Here is a 16,904-nt window from a genome sequence, read left to right as displayed (position 1 = left end):
CTAAACCTACCCCATTTAGGAAATCCTTTCATCAGCTTTATGAATTAGCGTTATAATCCTCAATAACTTCTTTTGCCGTTCTAAAAGCATCAATCGCAGCAGGAACACCACAATATACGGCTGTCTGCAGCAATACCTCTTTGATTTCATCTTCTGTTAAACCATTATTTAGCGCTCCTCTTACATGAAGCTTTAATTCATGCGGACGATTTAATGCTGTAATCATAGCCAAGTTAATAATACTTCTAGTTTTTTTGGGTAACCCTTCTCTGCCCCAAATCTCTCCCCAGCAATATTCTGTAACAAACTTTTGGAGATCCATATTAAAATCAGTTGCATTATTGATAGACGTTTCCACATACTCCTTGCCTAACACTTCTTTTCTAATTTCAAGACCTTTATCAAATTTTTCAGTCATTTATAACTCTCCTTCAACTTTAATTTTTTAATTACTTACATACATCGTTTTCTTCGCCTATTAAGTTAATTTTTCTTCACTAATACGTTCTAGAAATTTAATTATTTCTGTATGATCTTGTTTATCACCCCCTGTAATGCTAGCTGCTTCATAAATTTCAATTAAACTAGAGCCAAGGAGCATAGGCATATGAACATCTGAAGCCATATCCTTCGCCATATTGATATCTTTAAGCTGTAAGCCCAAAGAGAAATTAGATACAAATTCTCTTGGTAAGACATAGGTCGGGTACTTAAATTCCGACGAATGACTTCTTCCAGTACTCGTGTTAATGGACTCTAGAGCGGTTTCCGGGTCTATCCCTACTTTTTTAGCTAACATAAGCGCCTCTGCAGTGGCATACATTGTTGCTGCTGCTAAATAATTATTAATTGCTTTCAAAGCATGTCCAGTCCCTGTTTTACCAATCAACTTAATTTGACTGCCTAAATGCTTTATAACTTCATTTGCTTCTTGCAAATCTTCCTTATTCCCTCCAACCATAACGGTAAGCTCTCCACTTTTCGCTTTAGGAACCCCTCCAGAGACTGGTGCATCAAGCAATCGAATTCCCTCTTCCTCCAAAAGCGCTTTCATTTTTATTGTTTCAAAAGTATAAGAACTGCTCATATCTACAATCAAAGCATTTTCCCGTAATGAACTTATTAATCCTCCTTTCCCCAGAACAACATCTTGAACGATTGTTGAATTAGGAAGCATTAAAATGACAATTTCTGATTCTTCTCCAACCTCAGCTATTGAATTTGCCAAGTCAACATTCTCCTGCTCAAATACCTCTAACGCTTTTGGATTAACATCAAAAATGATTAGACTTTCCACATGATCAATCAAATTTTTAACCATCCAATACCCCATGGCACCTACACCGATAAAACCAACCTTCTTCATAAACCTCACCTCTGCTGCATGAATTAAAACATTTTTGTATCGTATTTTGATACAATGTATCATATTTTGAAATTATCTTACAACATTAAAATTACGATGTCAACAAAAAAATAAACCCATTTCATATTAAATTTATGAAACGGGTTTATTTTACTTTGTCGCACCTAAGATAGAAGAAATTTCTTTAGCTGTATTTTTTATATCAATCGATGCAGATTCTATTACTTCATTCGTAACTCTTGGTGTTGGCGCTGTCAGAATGATACTGGCTATTGGCTCATTATCCGAATTGAATATAGGGGAACCGATGCCTGAAGACCCTTCTAATCTTTCACTAATCGAATAATGATATCTTTCTTCTCTTATTTTGATCAGCTCTTTTTTTATAATATCTACTTCTTTTTCAGAAAATTTTTCAGCTTTTAAAATCTCATCAATTACATCTTCCTCTAAAAATGCTAGTATCGATTTCCCACTGCTTCCATAGGGCAGCGATTGCAATTCCCCCAGAGGTATAATATATTGCAGCGGTTTAGGGCCGTTTACTTTATCTGCCCAAAAAATTTCTCTGGTATCTTTTCTTAACATCAAAAGGCATATTGTCTCCTCATATTTCTTTACAAGTGTCTTCAAGAACGGTCTTGCTATACTTTGTAAACTAGATCTAGACGCCACTTTAGCACTTATTCTTATCAGTTCTGTTCCAACAATATATCTATTTTTATGTTCGTCATAATCTAAGATACTATGTTCTTTTAATTGTAATAAAATCCGGTGAGTGGTCGGAACGGTATAATCTAAATGCGCAGCCAATTCCCTTACTCCCCAGCTCTCATTGTGATCAATAAATGCTTGAATGATTTTTAATGATTTATCTAAAAGATTATCTTTTGCTTTTTTCTCCATTTTGTATATACTCTCTCCTTTATTTTCTTAGATTCAATAACAACTTTATTCCTGTTCTACTCGTAAATAGAAAGTAACTTTATTTTACTTTTAATCAACCATCCGGCAATACAGCAAATCATCCCGCTCAATAGAAAGGTAAAGAAAAAGCTTTTTCTGTCTACCATATCTGCGCTAGTAAATAGCACACTAAAAAACATATACAGCTGATAATCCCCACAAGTAAAGATAAAACTTATTCCTTTTTTTGAAAAGCAAATATCCGATTAAAATCAATAAATATAGACTTATCACAACCATGATAAGGAGATAGATTGGTGAATGTTTCGCTGCATATACAAAAAAACCCAAACAACTAAGTCACTTGCTTTTGTTATTATTCCATTAGATGGATTAAACATTGTAACAGAAGTATTCCATGCATCTAAAGAGATGATTATTCCGCTTCCTTCGTACCAGGAAAAAAAACGGCACACATAGCAATAAAACAAAAGCATAGCCCGATTTGTAATCCGATCATACTGCTTTTCAACTCCTTATTATCGTACTTCTAATTTTAGACGATAAAACGAATGGAAACAACGTACTTTTTCTTTTATACGCGCTTTTACTTCTACACTCCCCTCATAAAAAAACAACTAACACATCAACTACCTTTTTATATAAGATAGTTGACAATTATCTTTCATTCAACTATAGTGTATTATAAGATAGTTAAGGAGGTACGACATGTCAGTATCTGATCAGATGATGAAGGGATTATTAGACGGTGCAATACTAGGACTGATTTCACAAGGAGAAACGTATGGATATGAAATCCTTGAGAAATTAAAAGAACGAGATTTTCCGGAAATCAGTGACGGAAGTATCTATCCTGTCCTTCTTCGCTTAAGCAAAAAAGGGTATGTTCAAACCGAACTTAAAAAATCCGATACGGGCGGACCGAAACGAAAATACTACACCATTACAGATAAAGGATTAGAAGAATTAGCTGTATTTCGTAATAAATGGTCTTATTTGAATAATGGGATGAATAATTTGATGAGGAGTGTGGAGGATGCTAAGTAAAGAAGCGGAGAAATTCTTATTGAATTTGCGTCTGGAATTAATGAGCCGGGGAAAAAAGGATAAAGATATTCAAGAAATAGAAGAAGAATTGCGAGATCATTTAAAAGAAGCAGAAGCACATGGACAAAGTGTCGAAAGCATTACCGGAGGATCTGTCAAAGATTATATCCGTTCCATTTCCGAAGAACTGCCGCGGGATAAAGGCTTTATAAAATACAGTATTTTATTGCTTATCTATTTGCTGGGGGTATTTATCATTCCCGATTTAATTAGCGGGGATTTCGAGTTAAATACCAGTGTCATCCTTTATAACCTTGCAGTGCTGGCTATCGGAACAGTTGGTACAATTATTATTGTAAAAAAAATCGTTCGAAAATACGGGGATAGTAAAAAAACCTATATTAGCTATGGAATTTTCTTTTCCCTTTTCACAGCATCTATGGTCGGCGCACAGTTTATTATCCGAAACTACCCGGGATTCGTTATCGCAGAAAGTAATCAAACTGTAAACCTTATTATCGGGGCTATTCTCTTAAGCATATTCATTATCGTTCCGCTTATTATGAAACAAGGCTTTTTGGCTCTGTTTATATTCTTAATCTGCTTGCCCGAGATCATTGCTAAAATAGCAACCGGCGGCAGCAGCCCAGAGAGCGAATCTTATGTATGGATCTCTGCCATTGTATTTTTTGTTATCGCTATTACTGCGATAGGAATTTTAATATACACATCGAAAAAAGAGGATAAAAAGACCTCTAATTAATAATTTTATAACGAAGCAGCCCGTATAATACAGAAAACGTGCTGCTTTTTACGTTTATTTTTTTCATTTCTCCAATCGTTTCTCCATCTGCTCCCCAATTTCCTCAGAATCAGAATCCCCTTCCTTCTTCAAATGATCAATAATACGCTGATAATCTGTTTCGTTCCGATTCTGACTTAATTTATACGCAGCCTGCACCTCTGTCACTTTTATCTCAAAACCCACAATGGCTTTCAACTGCGCATCCAATAGCTTCGGCGTGTAACCCTCCACTGAAAAAGAAGGATCCCGATGGTTTTCATATGTATCCGATAACGTTTTTAACGACTCTCGAAGTTCATCTTCTTCCATTATCCGCGGCGTTCCATACATATGGACAGCCTGATAATTCCATGTCGGAACATTCTCATGGGAATACCATGTCGATGAAACATAAGCGTGAGGCCCTTGAAATATTACTAATGCATTATCAACGCTTTCAAATGTTTTCCATTGCGGGTTGGCATATGCCAGGTGTCCAATAATTCGATAATCACCATTCGCCCTGCTTACAGTTACTGGCAGATGTGTTGCAACCGGTATATTATTTTCTGTTGTCACCAGTGTTGCAAAAGAATGCTGTTTGACAAATTCCCATATTTCTTTCGTATCTGTTACTTTAAAACGCTTCGGTACATACATTGTCTGCCTCCTTTAAGCGTATACTTTCAGTGTTTTCGTCATGATATAATCCGTCTGTTCATCGCTTCCCATAAAAAAGGAATGTGACCCCGTCTGTACAAAACCATTCTTTTCATAAAAAAGAAGCGCCTGTTTATTATATTCCCAAACTCCCAGCCATACTTTTTTCTTCTTTTTGTCCTTCGCTATTTCAATTGCTTTATCCATCAAATAGTTGCCTAATCCCTTTCGCTGGAACCCGCTTCGAATATAAATCCGTTCTATCTCCAGGGTACCCTCTCCAACCTCTTCTGATTGCGCATCATCGGTATTCACTTTCATATATCCAGCAAGCTGGTCATTATAAAAGATGAAAAAGAATGTTGAATTACTCTGTGACATTTCCTTTTGAAGCTTCTCCAATGTATATGCATTTTCTAAATACGCTTGCATATTCTCCGGTGTATTCTGTTCTTGAAAGGTTTCCGTAAATGTTTCGATACTGATTTCTTGGAGCGCCTGCAAATCATCCTGACTGCAAACTTTTATTTTGATAGTCATCTTTCTATCTTCCCTTCGTCCCATTTAATACGCACGCTTATTCCCCTTCTTCACAAATTCCCAGTCTACTTCCATGTTTTTTCGAACCTTTTCGAGTAAATAAACAAGGTTTGCTGCTTCTTCCTCTGTCAGCCCTTCTAAGGCAACTTGATTAGAGTAATCATTTTCTTTTTTGATTATTGGATAAATACTTTCTCCCTTTTCTGTAGAGAACAGTTTTTTTATCTTTCTGTTATTCGCATCCGGCTTCTTGTGAATAAAACCATTTGTCTCCAATTTTTTGATGGCGCGGGCTGCTGTTGTCCGGTCCACTTTAATCATTTCAGCGAGCTTTTCTTGAATAATACCCGGATTTTCACAAATACGGACCAGATATAAATATTGACCTTTGGTAAGATTATATTCTTTAAACTCAATGTTGCTGATAGAATCGAGCGCTCTCGCAATCATTCCAATTTCACGCAGGATTTCAGCCATGCTTTCACCCCCGGCGATTTCTGTTATACACAAATTTTAATTTATTTTTGTTGTATATACAACAAAAAAACAGCGAGATTTAAGCTGTTCGTTGAGTCCGGATACTTATTACTCCATATTCCCTTCCCTGCCCACTCCTACAGTTAAAGCTACAGACTTTTTCTTTCAGAAAATCGATAATAGAATTGGCAAGTATTTCTAAAGGGGGAGGGTTTTGTTTAAAAAACAGGTGATGACTGTCAGCTTCTCACAGTCATTACCTGTTTTTTAAATTTCTATTTCACTGGACCATCTGTTACTTTAGTCAGTGTCTCATTGATTCCGAACACTTTTGCCCGTACATTCTCCAGCCCAAATTGTGCCAATCGTTTTGTATGCATATCTAAATATTTCTCAGCAGCTTCTTTTGTTTCAAAAACATAAACGCCGCCAGCTTCTTTTGCATCCGGATTTTCTGTCCATATTTTCCATTGGAAGCCTTCCTCTTCGCGAATGCTCATTGCTAAATCATGGAATGCAGTTGCCATCTCTTCACCAAAAGGTCCTTCCATCGTAAAATCGATTTGTAAAATATATGACATTCTTACGCACCTCTCTTATTTTTTAAGGGTATAATAATTTTCTCCAAGAAGATTATGAACCTGATAATCTTCCGCTTCCAGTTCTTTCTCAGCAAAGCTGCGGACTTGGCTGTGCTCCAGGTCATATAGTACTTCCACTTCTTTAGAGAATAAAAGGTTCTCCTGTTTTAATAACTTTGCAAATGCAGGAGTCTGTTTCGGCTGCAGTCTGTCTTCTGGAAGCACCTGCTGCAGACCTCTGACATAGTCATCAAATGCACGGGCACCGACTATTTTAATTCCTTGTCCTTCCTGATTCACCATAATAATCGTCGGGAATCCTCTGACACCAAGATTGTCTTTCAGGTTGAAGTCTTCCTCCAGCAATTGATGTCCCAGAGCGGAATTAGCCTGCTGAACAATTTTTTCTCCATCCAGACCCAACCCTTCTATCAGTTCAACAAGTATTTTAGAATCGGAGATGTTCTGGTTAAAAGCAAATAATGCTTCTCTTGCATGTCTCAAAAACGTATACGCCAGATTGTCATTGTATTCTTTTTGAATTACTTTAAAAACGCGGGACGGCGGATAAGATGAGGTAATATAGTCATCCGCCATTAATGACCCATCAATCGGCATTCTTGAATGCTGCCCAACCTCTTTCCAATGCGCTACGACGTCAGCTGGCCCTGATATGCCATTAGCCGGGTCAACTGGCGTATCACTCCATTTTTCCAAAAGTCCGCCCATCACAGTATGAAACTTAAAATACGATCCAAATTGCAGCTGAAAACGCCGTAATACCGGCTCGAGCGCCCAGCAATGAGAACAAATCGGATCTGTCACATAATAGATATCAATCTCTTTCTTGGGCTGGTTGAATTGAACTGCCTCCATTTCTTCCCCGTCAGCTTCTCCACACAGACCTGTTTCCACATCACATACCATATTTTTTTGACTCATTCTTCAATCTCCTTATTCTAAATTACTTTAAATAGCAGCTATTCCATACTAATTTCTTTTGTTTAGATGATTCTTATTCTATTATAGGATACAAGCAATAACATAAAAACCAATAAACTTCTCGATTTATCGTATATACAACATATTTTGAAAACTGTTGAAAAACAGGAGGGGATACAAGTGGCTGAAGAAAAAACAGATTTAAGAATATTACGGACGCGAAGACTCATTATGGATGCATTTATTGCCCTTTCCGAGAAGAAAGAGTTCAATGATATCCGCATCACCGATATTACTGAAGCAGCGATGGTCAATCGCGCTACTTTCTACTATCACTATGAAGATAAATATGATTTATTAGAAAAAGTGTTATCTGAAGTCCTGCTTTTTAATGTAGACACGAAAGCAATCCATCAAATGACATGGGGGGACCATGCTGCTACCCAGTTATTTATTGCGGTGGCAAACTTTCAAACCACTTTATCATCTCGCTGTCACCAAGGGTATGAGGAAACAATTGCGCGTATTATTAGAGAACATTTGGCAGTTATCATCTATCCGCTGCTGCAAAAAGAGAATCCCGCTAAAAAAGAAGACATCCTTCGTAAAATGGCAGCCATCCTAAGCTGGACCATTTACGGAGCTTCTGTGGAATGGAAAAAAAGTACCTTGTCTCCTGAAGCATTCATTCAACCGCTGCTTCCTTTTATTCTGCATAAACTGGAATGAGGACACAGGTGAAATGAGGTAAAATGAAGAGAATTAGGAAGGAATGAACTAAAATGCATAAACAAAAAATGATTTCTGGTTTACTTATTTCATTAGGCGGCCTCATATCCGCTATCCAGTTCTTTTTTATCTATTCCAGTTTAGACAGTTATGCGTTTTCCGGTATAGATACGATTTTTCCATTCTTCCCAATCATTGAATTGACTTTCGGATTCCTTGATCTCGTAAGCGGTATCTTCCATACAGGGTATATGATATATACATTCATTATTATGTGTGCAGCTATTATTGTCTTTTTCCTCGGGATTATCATGTCAGTCAAACCGCATATATCCGTAGCTGTCATTGCCATGATTTTTTCTCTGTTTCTTGGAAGCATTATCCCTTTATTGCTTACTTTATCTGGGGGATGCTTAGGATTATATGCCATTTTAAATGAAACGCAACAAGTCTCGAAGGACGATGAATCTAGAGCATAAATAACACCTGTTAACCGTCATTGAACCTGCCCATATGAAGTGAAGAGAGTAGATATAAAAGAAGAACCAATTTATAAAGGTTCTTCTTTTATAAAGCGTCTGCAAACAAGAGATACATATAACACTATCCTTTGTTGTTATCTTTTTAATAAAACATACTTGGTTTATATAAAATTCACGCTGTCATTTGCAAACAATAAGTTATTTTTTTAAAGAAGACAAGAAAACATCTTGCGCCGCCTTCACCCCGGCGCCGCTCTCGAATGAATACGAGAAGTCCTGCAAGCCCGCTTCAATCAAGGACACTGCTTGTAATATATCGCTTGGGAAGCAATACCCCATATGTCCAAATCGAAAAACTTTACCCTGAAGATGGCCAAGACCGCCTGCAAAATCAAGATGATACTTTTTCTTTAAATGTACTAAAAAGTCGGAAAGTTCCACTCCTTTTGGAGCGCAGATCGTTGTTAATGTTGGGGATGCATGCTCATCACTTGTTAACAAGTCAATAGAGAGAGCTCTCATGGCTTCCCGAACCATATTTTTCATGAGTTCATGACGTTCTACGGTTTTTGAAAATCCGCCCTCTTCCTCTATTAAATCGCAAACAGCAGATAATCCCATAATCAATGAAATCGCAGGTGTATTTGGGGTCATTGATTTTTCTGCCCATTCTCGGTAACTTAACAGGTTTAAATAATATACCGTCGTATCATTAGCTTCTATAACCTTCCATGCCCTTTCACTTACAGCCACAAAAGCAAGTCCCGGCGGAAGCATGATTGCTTTTTGCGAGCCTGTCACTAAAATGTCGATTCCCCATTGGTCCATTTCTGCCGGAGCGCCTCCAATACAGCTTACCCCATCCACAATAAATAGCGCATCTGAGTGCTCGTGTACTGCTTCTGCTAATTGCTTGACCGGGTTTAAAATCCCTGTAGACGTTTCATTATAAGTAACAATAACCGCCTTGATTCCGGATAAGGGTTTTAAAAAGTTTGCGAGCTCTTCTTTCGTACACGCTTCGCCCCAGTTTTTTTCAAGCTTATGAACATGCAGACCATGCTTCTCGCAAATTGAAACAAAATAATCCCCAAAAGCTCCTATCGTGACAACAACTACTTCATCACCAGCGGAAGCAGTATTGGCCACAGCCGCTTCTAAAGCTGCCGTACCGCCTGAAGGAAGCAGCATAATATCCTGTTTCGTTCCGAATAAGGTTTTCACACGTTCCGTTGTTTCCCGATATAGCCTGGTAAACTCCTCGGAACGATGGCTGATCATATTTTGTCCCATTGCCATTTCCACTTTTTTAGGTATTGGTGTAGGCCCGGGATGTCTAAGAATATTGGAATACATAACTTTTCTCCTCTCTACTCTTTCATTCTAATTTCGCATATTTAAGTAAATTATCAATTATCTGAATCTATATTAGAAATAGTATCATTGTTCCTTTATAAAGTATAGTTTACGCTTTCCATTTAATAATAAAAACTTTCCAGTTTAACTTTCATATCTTTTCCATTTTGAGAAGCAGCGGAAGGTTTACAGGCATTTTGGTATAGAAAAGAATCATTATCTAAAATAATTATTTACTCCAAGAAAATGATGTATGTAGATAATTGTCCATATTAAAACGCAGAGAGACATTGACAACAAAAATACTCTCTGTGTTTTAATATGGACTTTTTATTTAACCTCTGTTTTCTTCACTACAGCTCCCAGCGAGCCTTCAAAATGTCCCAGCGCCCAATCATGCCCTGCCTGGTTAAAGGAAGCAACCGCATCTTTATACACAATAATGCGAAAACCCTTATTATAAGCATCTACTGCGGTATGCAGCACACAAATATCGGTACATACACCAACCAGATGTACTTCTTCAATATTTCTTTCCCGTAATTTTATTTCTAAATCTGTGCCGGCAAAGGCAGAATATCTTGTTTTATCCAGATAATATACGTTTTCTTTATCCCGATTTGCTTCATATGTTTCCTGCAGCTGTCCATATAGGTCCCTTCCGCTTGTCCCACGGATATTATGGGGCGGAAACAGCTTCTGTTCTGGATGATAAGCATCGTCTTTATCATGCACATCTACTGCAAAGACGGTATAATCGCCTTCCTTGATAAATCGCTCCGTTATAGCAACCATCCTATTTTCCAAATCCTGACCGGGTTTCCCGCATGTTAATGCGCCGTCATCTGCCACAAAATCTACCGTATAATCAATATTTATCAATGCTTTTTTCATGAATTATTCCTCATTTCTTAAATGTTATGAAGCTGGTAATGATAATTAATGAATGCTATTTTATCTCTCCATCAGTTACTTTTCCCAATCCTCCAGTACACCCCAAGCAATATCCGGTTCTCCATTCAACGATTTCATCGTGCCTACATATACTTTATTTGTTGATTTGCCAATTTCCATATAGTGTTTCATCATTTCTTTCGTAGTGGCAGTGACTGCCTGATGAGCAATATCCTGCGCATTCACCCAAGATAACTCTCCTTCATCACTTTCAAGTAGATTAGAATGGACTGATACGCTTCCAAAATAGACATATTGGATTCTAATTTCACTGTTATTTCTCATTCTGTGTACAACATAGCGAAGTCTCAGATTGTTTAACTGCTTCTCTGTTAATCCTGTTTCTTCTTTAATCTCTCTTATACATGCATGATATGGTGTATTTATTTCCCCCGTTTCCATATGTCCGCCAATCGGAACTTTCCTCCCGGGGAGAAAGGGGCTATTTGATTTTTTCTGAATAAACAAAACTTCCTGCTTATCATTAAAAAGAAAAGCGACCTCCATTTGCCGAAGCTTCATTATATTTCCTCCCGCCCTTTTAATTTGATAAAGCTTCTATACAAATAATAACCGCCCTTTTTAAATCATCATGACTCCAGCTGGGGATTTTTCCATGCTCGATTGCAAGCTCATGGGAGGCAGGAAGATGAATAAAACCAGCAGGTAGATGGCGGTTATTTGTCTTCGCATAATGCAAAGCTTGATACATTACATGATTACAAAGATAGGTTCCCGCTGTGTTCGAGATTTCAGCAGGAAGACCTTGAGCTTGTAATTGTTCAACCATCCTGCTTATCGGCAATGTAGAGAAAAGTCCGTCTGCTCCATCCTCTTGTATCACTTCATTTTCCGGCTTGTAACCTTGATTATCCCTGGGTCCGTCATTCACATTAATGGCAATGCGTTCTGGATTAACCTTGAACCTGCCGCCGGCAAGCCCAAGCAAAATAATAGCATCAGGTTTCGTCTTCTCTATTAATTGGAGGAGCTGCTTCCCAGCCTTACGAAAATCTACAGATAGCACATGGGAGATAACCGTGTAATCACCCATCACTGCCCCGTTTAATTCTCCTGCAATTTTCTTCGTTGGATTCACAGAAAAATCGAGAAAGGGTTCAAACCCAGTTAACAACAGCTTTTTTGTCATCTACTGCACCTGCCTTGTTTAAAAATATATATTTGATTTCAGTATAGCATACGATATGTGATTTCTAATTGAATGTAATCACTAAACCCACCTCATCATAACCGTCCCGATATACAGACGCTGCCTCTTCCAACAATGCAGTAAACCATGATTTCAACTGCGATTCATCCACCTGTTGAAACCATAAAATGCTTTATCTTGACAGTTAACGATATATCGCTTATTATTACATTACGATATATCGTTAACTTTAAAGTAAAAAATAATAACAGGAGGAATATATTATGTTTCAACGAGAAGAACAACCCTTTTTCCAAAAGCAGGCTCATTTTAATCATCATCCTTTTGCTGGAGACAACACATTTCATAAGGATTTCTTAAAACGGAATAAATTTGGAATGGGGAATGAACATTTTGAAAGACGAGGCGGCCCTCATTTCTTTGCAGGACATGACGCTAGAGGCGGAGACCGTGGCGGCGAACGTTTTTTCAAACGCGGAGATATTAAAATTGTTTTGTTGAAGATATTACAAAAACAGCCAAGACATGGCTATGACATTATCAAGGTGCTGGAAGAAAAATTTAAGGGTTTTTATTCACCCAGCCCCGGTTCGGTTTATCCAACCCTGCAAATGCTGGAAGATCAGGATTTTGTAGAAGCCGTTAAAGAGGGCAGGAAAAAGGTATATCACATTACCGAGGAAGGCAATGCCTATTTAGACCAACATCAGAAGGAGGATCCGTTTGTTTCACGGATGAATCAATTTGAAAATGTAGATATTGAGGAAATGCAGCACTTACGATCTGAGATGCAACAGCTATTCCATGATTTCTTTAAGACAGGTCGCCAGGTTATGGACAATCCCGAAAAGAAAAAACAGCTGCAGGAGCTGCTTGAAAAAACACGGGAAGAGCTTTTAGAAATTGCCGGCGATGAGAAAACAACGGATGATGAATAATCTAAAACTTCATTCCATGGGTGCAAAAAAAACATGGAATGAAGTTTTACTTTATCATTTATTTAATCTATCTGCTGCAACAGCCAAGCTGAATACCTGTATAGATACAAAGATATTAGCTGCCATTGCTAGAATATACATACATCATTTCCGAAACCGATACCCCACGCCCCAAATCGTTTCAATAAACTGCGACAAGGACGGATTCTCCTCTATCTTCTCCCGGATTTTCCGGATATGAACCGTCACGGTCGTATTATCTCCGACAGCATCATATCCCCAAATTTGTTCAAATAAATGCTCTTTCGTGAAAACGATATTCGGATGAGATGCTAGAAAATACAATAAGTCATACTCTTTTGCAGTAAATATTTTCTCTTCATTATCCAAAAAAACCCGTCGTGAATCAGGATCCATCATCAAGTTCCTAATATGAATTTCATTTAATTTCTTATCACGTTTGGTTAAGCGGTCGTATCTTGCCATATGTGCTTTCACTCTTGCGATCAGTTCATTCGGATTAAACGGCTTTACAATATAATCATCCGCTCCTCTGCCAAAGCCGCGGATTTTATCAATATCTTCTTTCCTGGCCGTCACCATCAATATAGGCACATCCAATGTCGCCCGCAGCTTTTTACATAAATCAAAACCATCGATACCCGGCAGCATGAGATCTAATAAAATAAGGCTGTAAGAATTCGCTGCTGCAAGTTTCAACCCCTCTTCTCCAGTTGCAGCAATATCACTTTCAATTCCATTTATTTCTAAGTAGTCTCTTTCTAATTCTGCAATATCCTTCTCATCTTCAATAATCAATACACGTTGCATTTACTTCATCCTTTTCAATGTGAAATAGATACTCGTTCCTTGCCCACGCCGGCTCTCTGCCCAAATCTCTCCCCCATGCGCTTGAATGATTTTCGCAGCAATCGATAATCCCAGACCGCTTCCGCCGGTTGCAGAGTTCCTCGAAGCATCTGTCCGGTAAAAACTTTCGAAAATATAAGGAATATCCTCCTCCCTTATCCCGCTACCATTATCTCTCATTTCTACAAAGATTCTACCTGTATCAGACGTCAAATTCACTTGAATTTCCTTCTGCTTTTTATCGATATATTTTAAGCTATTTTGAATAATATTCATCACAACTCTTCGTAATTTTTCCCGGTCTGCTTCCACTATATAGTCTTTCTTAGGATCAGCTGCTAAAATCGCTTTTCCATGCTCCTTTTCCAAATTAAAGGCCAGTTCCTCCATAAAATCCGCATAAAAGGCATATAAATCTACTTTTTCAAATTGAAAGGCTTCCTTTTTTAAATCAAGTTTGGAGTATAGAAATAATTCATCAATCAGTCCGTCCATATCATTGGCTGTTCTATAAATCGTATCCATATACCTGTCCAGCTTCTCCGGCGTGTTCGCTACCCCGTCTTGAATCCCTTTCACATAGCCTTTGATGGAGGTCAGCGGCGTTTTTAAATCATGAGAGATACTGGCAATCAGCTCCTGCCGGTTCGCTTCATACCGCTTTTGCTCTCTATCCGCTTCTTTCAATTTAAGGCGCATGGTCTCAAATGTATTCGCAAGCTCGCCTAACTCATCTTTTTTATCCGACTGAACGCTGTATTCCAAATCGCCTTCACTGATTTTCTTAGCTGCAGTCGATAATTTAGAAATAGGGTTGATAATACTCCTGGACATAAAATAAGTCAATAAACCATTAGTCAGGATTAAAATAAGAGCAATCGCAATAAATCGAAATTGAACAAAAACCTTTAAATCATCCCCTTGCGGATTGCCATTAAAAACAACAAATAGGAGGTACCCGAGAACAATTTCTGCTATCAACAATAAAGCACCCGGGATAAGAATCATCGCTATATTAGATAAAATCAGCCGCTTTCTGATAGACAATGGAAACACCTTCTTTCCCTTCCATTATAATAAAATCCAGACAGCCATGCTGTAAAAAGCAGAAACAGCTGTCCCTTCTTTTATCCTTGACGAAATGTCTAGAATCTATAAAAGGACGCTTTTCCTTCGTTCGGAAAAACGTGTTTTCCAAGCAACTATCATTTTTTATATGGTATTGCTGCAGCAATGACACCCAGTACAAATCCCCAAACAATATTGGTAATAAAAACACTGACGAATGCAATTGGATTTGTCAATGGCCCCTGTAATCCGCCGTCAAGAACAGGCGACAGGATACCGCTGAGGATAATTGCAAAAGCTGCGTAGCTGATTCCTGCTAAAACAAGCACTGGAATTGGATTAGATACCCTTTTCTTTATGACAATAAGAATCCAGGCTATGGAGATTAGGATTGTCATCACAATACTTCCTACCGCTTCACTGCCAAAGATATGGATTAATCCGGTTATTTTCATCAATGGTCTAATAAGTGCTAACACACCTAACCCTAAAATAAGTGTTCTAGTTTGTTGCTTTGCTTGGTTAGTTGTCATTTACAGTCATTTCCTTTCCAAATATATTTTTCGGCTTGCTTTCATGCTCCCCGTTTAGTTGTTCCTTACATCATCCGATAGGATAGATAGTACATCCCATCTATTATCAATTTCTAAAGCATTTATTAAATTTTTCTTAAACTGCAGGGAAGCGTCTAGTTAATGAAAGAAATGAAAATCGATAAACGCAAAAATCCCGCTTTCCTTTATTGGAAAACGGGATTTTCATGTATTATGAAGCAATGCTAATGAAATTATGCCGGGTGATGCTGGACAAATATTTCAAATGTAGATATTTCCGAACCAAGAATCGGGTTGTCTTCTTTTTCTTGTTTATCCTGTGATTCATGGGCTTTTCTTGTTTCTCTGCTTTCTCTCCAAACTTCAAAAGAAGCGTGATCTTCCCATGTTGTGCAGACCTGCAGTTCATCATATTCCTCTGCGTTCTCTTTTATCAGTACCTCCATGAATACAAATCCATTAAAAGTATGCACCGATTTAGCCTTGCTGAATAACGCTGCGACCTCATTTACTTTTCCTTTTTTGACGCGTAATGTATTTACAACTTTAATCATCGTTCACAGCCTCCTTTGATTTGGATAATCATCCTTATATCTATTCTAATACCGTCCCTGCTTGTTTTCCACCCATTTCCGCATGCTGAAGGAGCGGGATGCCATGTGGATCTCTTGCATGAAGCGCACTTTGCTGACTTTCAACAAAATCATGAACAATAGCTAAACTCCCATTCCCTGATCAAAAGCTTATATTCAATACAAATCGCGAAATTATTCGAGCCAAATTATTGTGCAGGGATTTTCTATGCAAACTGCGTCTAAAAAAATCACATCAAAGGATATTTCCGGGGAAATAATGTCGAAAAAAGTCACATGTATCAGTTTAATGGATTGTAAGACTCCAAATGCAATGGATATACCGCATCATTCTGCCATATTGAAAATAAAAAGAAATATGTCATTTCCCACACCACAATAGAACAAAGTATGGCGATTTATGGAAGTAACAGCTGCGAGATGATATAAAACCCCCTCCTTTAAAACGGAAACCTAACATAAAACACCTCTCATCACGCAACCTGACAAGGTTAAAGTTATTTTGTGAAACATTTCACAAATATGTAACAGGTTTTTTTATCACAAATACGCCGAAAAATGCTATGCTTAAATCAGAAAAAACAAAGGGGTGATAAAAATGATTCTAAATGAATGGAAAGAGTTTAACACGGATGCTGAATCGTACTCACAAGAAATCTTTGAACAGCATATCGGCGACACTTTTGAAGCGATGTGTCTGGAAGAAGGTCATGATATACCAAATTATATTTGGACGAAGCATTATACCGTAGTTATCAAACCGAATACATGTCTCATTAAAGATATAGCTTTTGTCAAAGTCCCCCGTCACCCGTCAACAATGTAGTTTTATTTTTTTGGAATATCATGCTCAATGTTTCACAAA

The 16,904-nt window shown here is 37.8% G+C and carries 24 protein-coding genes; 7 read left to right on the top strand and 17 right to left on the bottom strand.

The features are described 5' to 3' along the window. Nucleotides 1-37: 37 nt before the first annotated feature. The 4 genes from ACW0TQ_RS21845 to ACW0TQ_RS21830 form a co-directional block, all read right to left on the bottom strand. Nucleotides 38-418: a carboxymuconolactone decarboxylase family protein gene (locus ACW0TQ_RS21845; protein WP_256705504.1), complete on the bottom strand. Its 381-nt coding sequence runs from the start codon at nt 416-418 to the stop codon at nt 38-40. Between the two features lie 60 nt (nt 419-478). Continuing rightward, nucleotides 479-1,366, bottom strand: a complete 888-nt coding sequence (locus ACW0TQ_RS21840) for an NAD(P)-dependent oxidoreductase (RefSeq protein ID WP_256705503.1) — start codon at nt 1,364-1,366, stop codon at nt 479-481. Between the two features lie 150 nt (nt 1,367-1,516). Then, nucleotides 1,517-2,272, bottom strand: a complete 756-nt coding sequence (locus ACW0TQ_RS21835) for an IclR family transcriptional regulator (RefSeq protein ID WP_256705502.1) — start codon at nt 2,270-2,272, stop codon at nt 1,517-1,519. Nucleotides 2,273-2,461: 189 nt separating this feature from the next. Next, on the bottom strand, nt 2,462-2,623 hold the full coding sequence (locus ACW0TQ_RS21830; RefSeq protein ID WP_419880335.1) for a DUF4306 domain-containing protein: 162 nt from the start codon (nt 2,621-2,623) through the stop codon (nt 2,462-2,464). Between ACW0TQ_RS21830 and ACW0TQ_RS21825 the strand changes: the two genes are divergently transcribed. The 3 genes from ACW0TQ_RS21825 (at nt 2,594) to ACW0TQ_RS21815 (ending at nt 4,103) form a co-directional block, all read left to right on the top strand. Beyond that, the gene (locus tag ACW0TQ_RS21825; RefSeq protein WP_256705501.1) at nt 2,594-2,752 is read left to right on the top strand and encodes a hypothetical protein; all 159 of its coding nucleotides are present in this window, start codon (nt 2,594-2,596) and stop codon (nt 2,750-2,752) included. The two genes, ACW0TQ_RS21830 and ACW0TQ_RS21825, sit on opposite strands and share 30 nt — an antisense overlap. Before the next feature lie 249 nt (nt 2,753-3,001). After that, on the top strand, nt 3,002-3,340 hold the full coding sequence (locus ACW0TQ_RS21820) for a PadR family transcriptional regulator (RefSeq protein ID WP_455726011.1): 339 nt from the start codon (nt 3,002-3,004) through the stop codon (nt 3,338-3,340). Continuing rightward, entirely contained in the window at nt 3,330-4,103 is a 774-nt protein-coding gene (locus ACW0TQ_RS21815; RefSeq protein ID WP_193064214.1) for a hypothetical protein, read from the top strand. The genes ACW0TQ_RS21820 and ACW0TQ_RS21815 overlap by 11 nt, the downstream gene beginning before the upstream one ends. 63 nt (nt 4,104-4,166) lie before the next feature. Here the strand turns inward: ACW0TQ_RS21815 and ACW0TQ_RS21810 are convergent, their stop codons facing one another. The 5 genes from ACW0TQ_RS21810 to ACW0TQ_RS21790 all read right to left on the bottom strand — a co-directional run bounded on the left by ACW0TQ_RS21810 (nt 4,167) and on the right by ACW0TQ_RS21790 (nt 7,324). Then, a complete protein-coding gene (locus ACW0TQ_RS21810; RefSeq protein WP_193064213.1) occupies nt 4,167-4,784 on the bottom strand; it encodes an FMN-binding negative transcriptional regulator in 618 nt (205 codons plus the stop codon). A 12-nt stretch (nt 4,785-4,796) separates the two neighbouring features. Beyond that, nucleotides 4,797-5,324: a spermidine/spermine N(1)-acetyltransferase gene (gene paiA, locus ACW0TQ_RS21805; RefSeq protein ID WP_193064212.1), complete on the bottom strand. Its 528-nt coding sequence runs from the start codon at nt 5,322-5,324 to the stop codon at nt 4,797-4,799. A gap of 24 nt (nt 5,325-5,348) precedes the next feature. Continuing rightward, complete coding sequence (locus ACW0TQ_RS21800; protein ID WP_332094526.1) at nt 5,349-5,801, bottom strand: MarR family winged helix-turn-helix transcriptional regulator; 453 nt, start codon at nt 5,799-5,801, stop codon at nt 5,349-5,351. Nucleotides 5,802-6,076: 275 nt separating this feature from the next. Further along, a complete protein-coding gene (locus ACW0TQ_RS21795) occupies nt 6,077-6,382 on the bottom strand; it encodes a monooxygenase (protein WP_332094527.1) in 306 nt (101 codons plus the stop codon). Between the two features lie 15 nt (nt 6,383-6,397). After that, nucleotides 6,398-7,324 (bottom strand): DsbA family protein, encoded by a 927-nt coding sequence (locus ACW0TQ_RS21790; RefSeq protein ID WP_332094528.1) that lies wholly within the window; start codon nt 7,322-7,324, stop codon nt 6,398-6,400. 180 nt (nt 7,325-7,504) lie between these two features. Between ACW0TQ_RS21790 and ACW0TQ_RS21785 the strand changes: the two genes are divergently transcribed. Then, complete coding sequence (locus tag ACW0TQ_RS21785) at nt 7,505-8,053, top strand: TetR/AcrR family transcriptional regulator (protein WP_193064209.1); 549 nt, start codon at nt 7,505-7,507, stop codon at nt 8,051-8,053. A gap of 53 nt (nt 8,054-8,106) precedes the next feature. Further along, entirely contained in the window at nt 8,107-8,532 is a 426-nt protein-coding gene (locus ACW0TQ_RS21780) for a hypothetical protein (RefSeq protein WP_193064208.1), read from the top strand. A 201-nt stretch (nt 8,533-8,733) separates the two neighbouring features. Here ACW0TQ_RS21780 and ACW0TQ_RS21775 read toward each other — a convergent pair whose 3' ends face one another. The 4 genes from ACW0TQ_RS21775 to ACW0TQ_RS21760 form a co-directional block, all read right to left on the bottom strand. After that, nucleotides 8,734-9,891: a pyridoxal-phosphate-dependent aminotransferase family protein gene (locus ACW0TQ_RS21775; RefSeq protein ID WP_332094529.1), complete on the bottom strand. Its 1,158-nt coding sequence runs from the start codon at nt 9,889-9,891 to the stop codon at nt 8,734-8,736. Nucleotides 9,892-10,221: 330 nt separating this feature from the next. After that, on the bottom strand, nt 10,222-10,785 hold the full coding sequence (locus ACW0TQ_RS21770; RefSeq protein WP_256705498.1) for a cysteine hydrolase family protein: 564 nt from the start codon (nt 10,783-10,785) through the stop codon (nt 10,222-10,224). Nucleotides 10,786-10,860: 75 nt separating this feature from the next. After that, nucleotides 10,861-11,367, bottom strand: a complete 507-nt coding sequence (locus ACW0TQ_RS21765) for an NUDIX domain-containing protein (protein ID WP_256705497.1) — start codon at nt 11,365-11,367, stop codon at nt 10,861-10,863. Nucleotides 11,368-11,386: 19 nt separating this feature from the next. Further along, complete coding sequence (locus tag ACW0TQ_RS21760) at nt 11,387-11,995, bottom strand: pyroglutamyl-peptidase I (RefSeq protein ID WP_256705496.1); 609 nt, start codon at nt 11,993-11,995, stop codon at nt 11,387-11,389. Between the two features lie 284 nt (nt 11,996-12,279). Between ACW0TQ_RS21760 and ACW0TQ_RS21755 the strand changes: the two genes are divergently transcribed. Further along, on the top strand, nt 12,280-12,954 hold the full coding sequence (locus tag ACW0TQ_RS21755; protein WP_256705495.1) for a PadR family transcriptional regulator: 675 nt from the start codon (nt 12,280-12,282) through the stop codon (nt 12,952-12,954). 144 nt (nt 12,955-13,098) lie between these two features. On the opposite strand, the gene ACW0TQ_RS21750 is transcribed toward ACW0TQ_RS21755, so the two are convergent. From ACW0TQ_RS21750 to ACW0TQ_RS21735, 4 genes are all read right to left on the bottom strand, one after another. Next, on the bottom strand, nt 13,099-13,785 hold the full coding sequence (locus ACW0TQ_RS21750) for a response regulator transcription factor (RefSeq protein ID WP_256705494.1): 687 nt from the start codon (nt 13,783-13,785) through the stop codon (nt 13,099-13,101). Then, nucleotides 13,786-14,880 (bottom strand): sensor histidine kinase, encoded by a 1,095-nt coding sequence (locus tag ACW0TQ_RS21745; protein WP_256705493.1) that lies wholly within the window; start codon nt 14,878-14,880, stop codon nt 13,786-13,788. Nucleotides 14,881-15,029: 149 nt separating this feature from the next. Then, on the bottom strand, nt 15,030-15,425 hold the full coding sequence (locus tag ACW0TQ_RS21740; RefSeq protein ID WP_256705492.1) for a hypothetical protein: 396 nt from the start codon (nt 15,423-15,425) through the stop codon (nt 15,030-15,032). A 254-nt stretch (nt 15,426-15,679) separates the two neighbouring features. After that, entirely contained in the window at nt 15,680-16,000 is a 321-nt protein-coding gene (locus ACW0TQ_RS21735; protein ID WP_212928874.1) for an antibiotic biosynthesis monooxygenase, read from the bottom strand. Between the two features lie 637 nt (nt 16,001-16,637). Here ACW0TQ_RS21735 and ACW0TQ_RS21730 point away from each other — a divergent pair. Further along, entirely contained in the window at nt 16,638-16,865 is a 228-nt protein-coding gene (locus tag ACW0TQ_RS21730; protein ID WP_042530880.1) for a hypothetical protein, read from the top strand. Nucleotides 16,866-16,904 lie beyond the last annotated feature (39 nt).

This window comes from Oceanobacillus sp. M60 (assembly GCF_053839645.1).
This window is presented reverse-complemented; position numbering and strand designations above follow the sequence as displayed.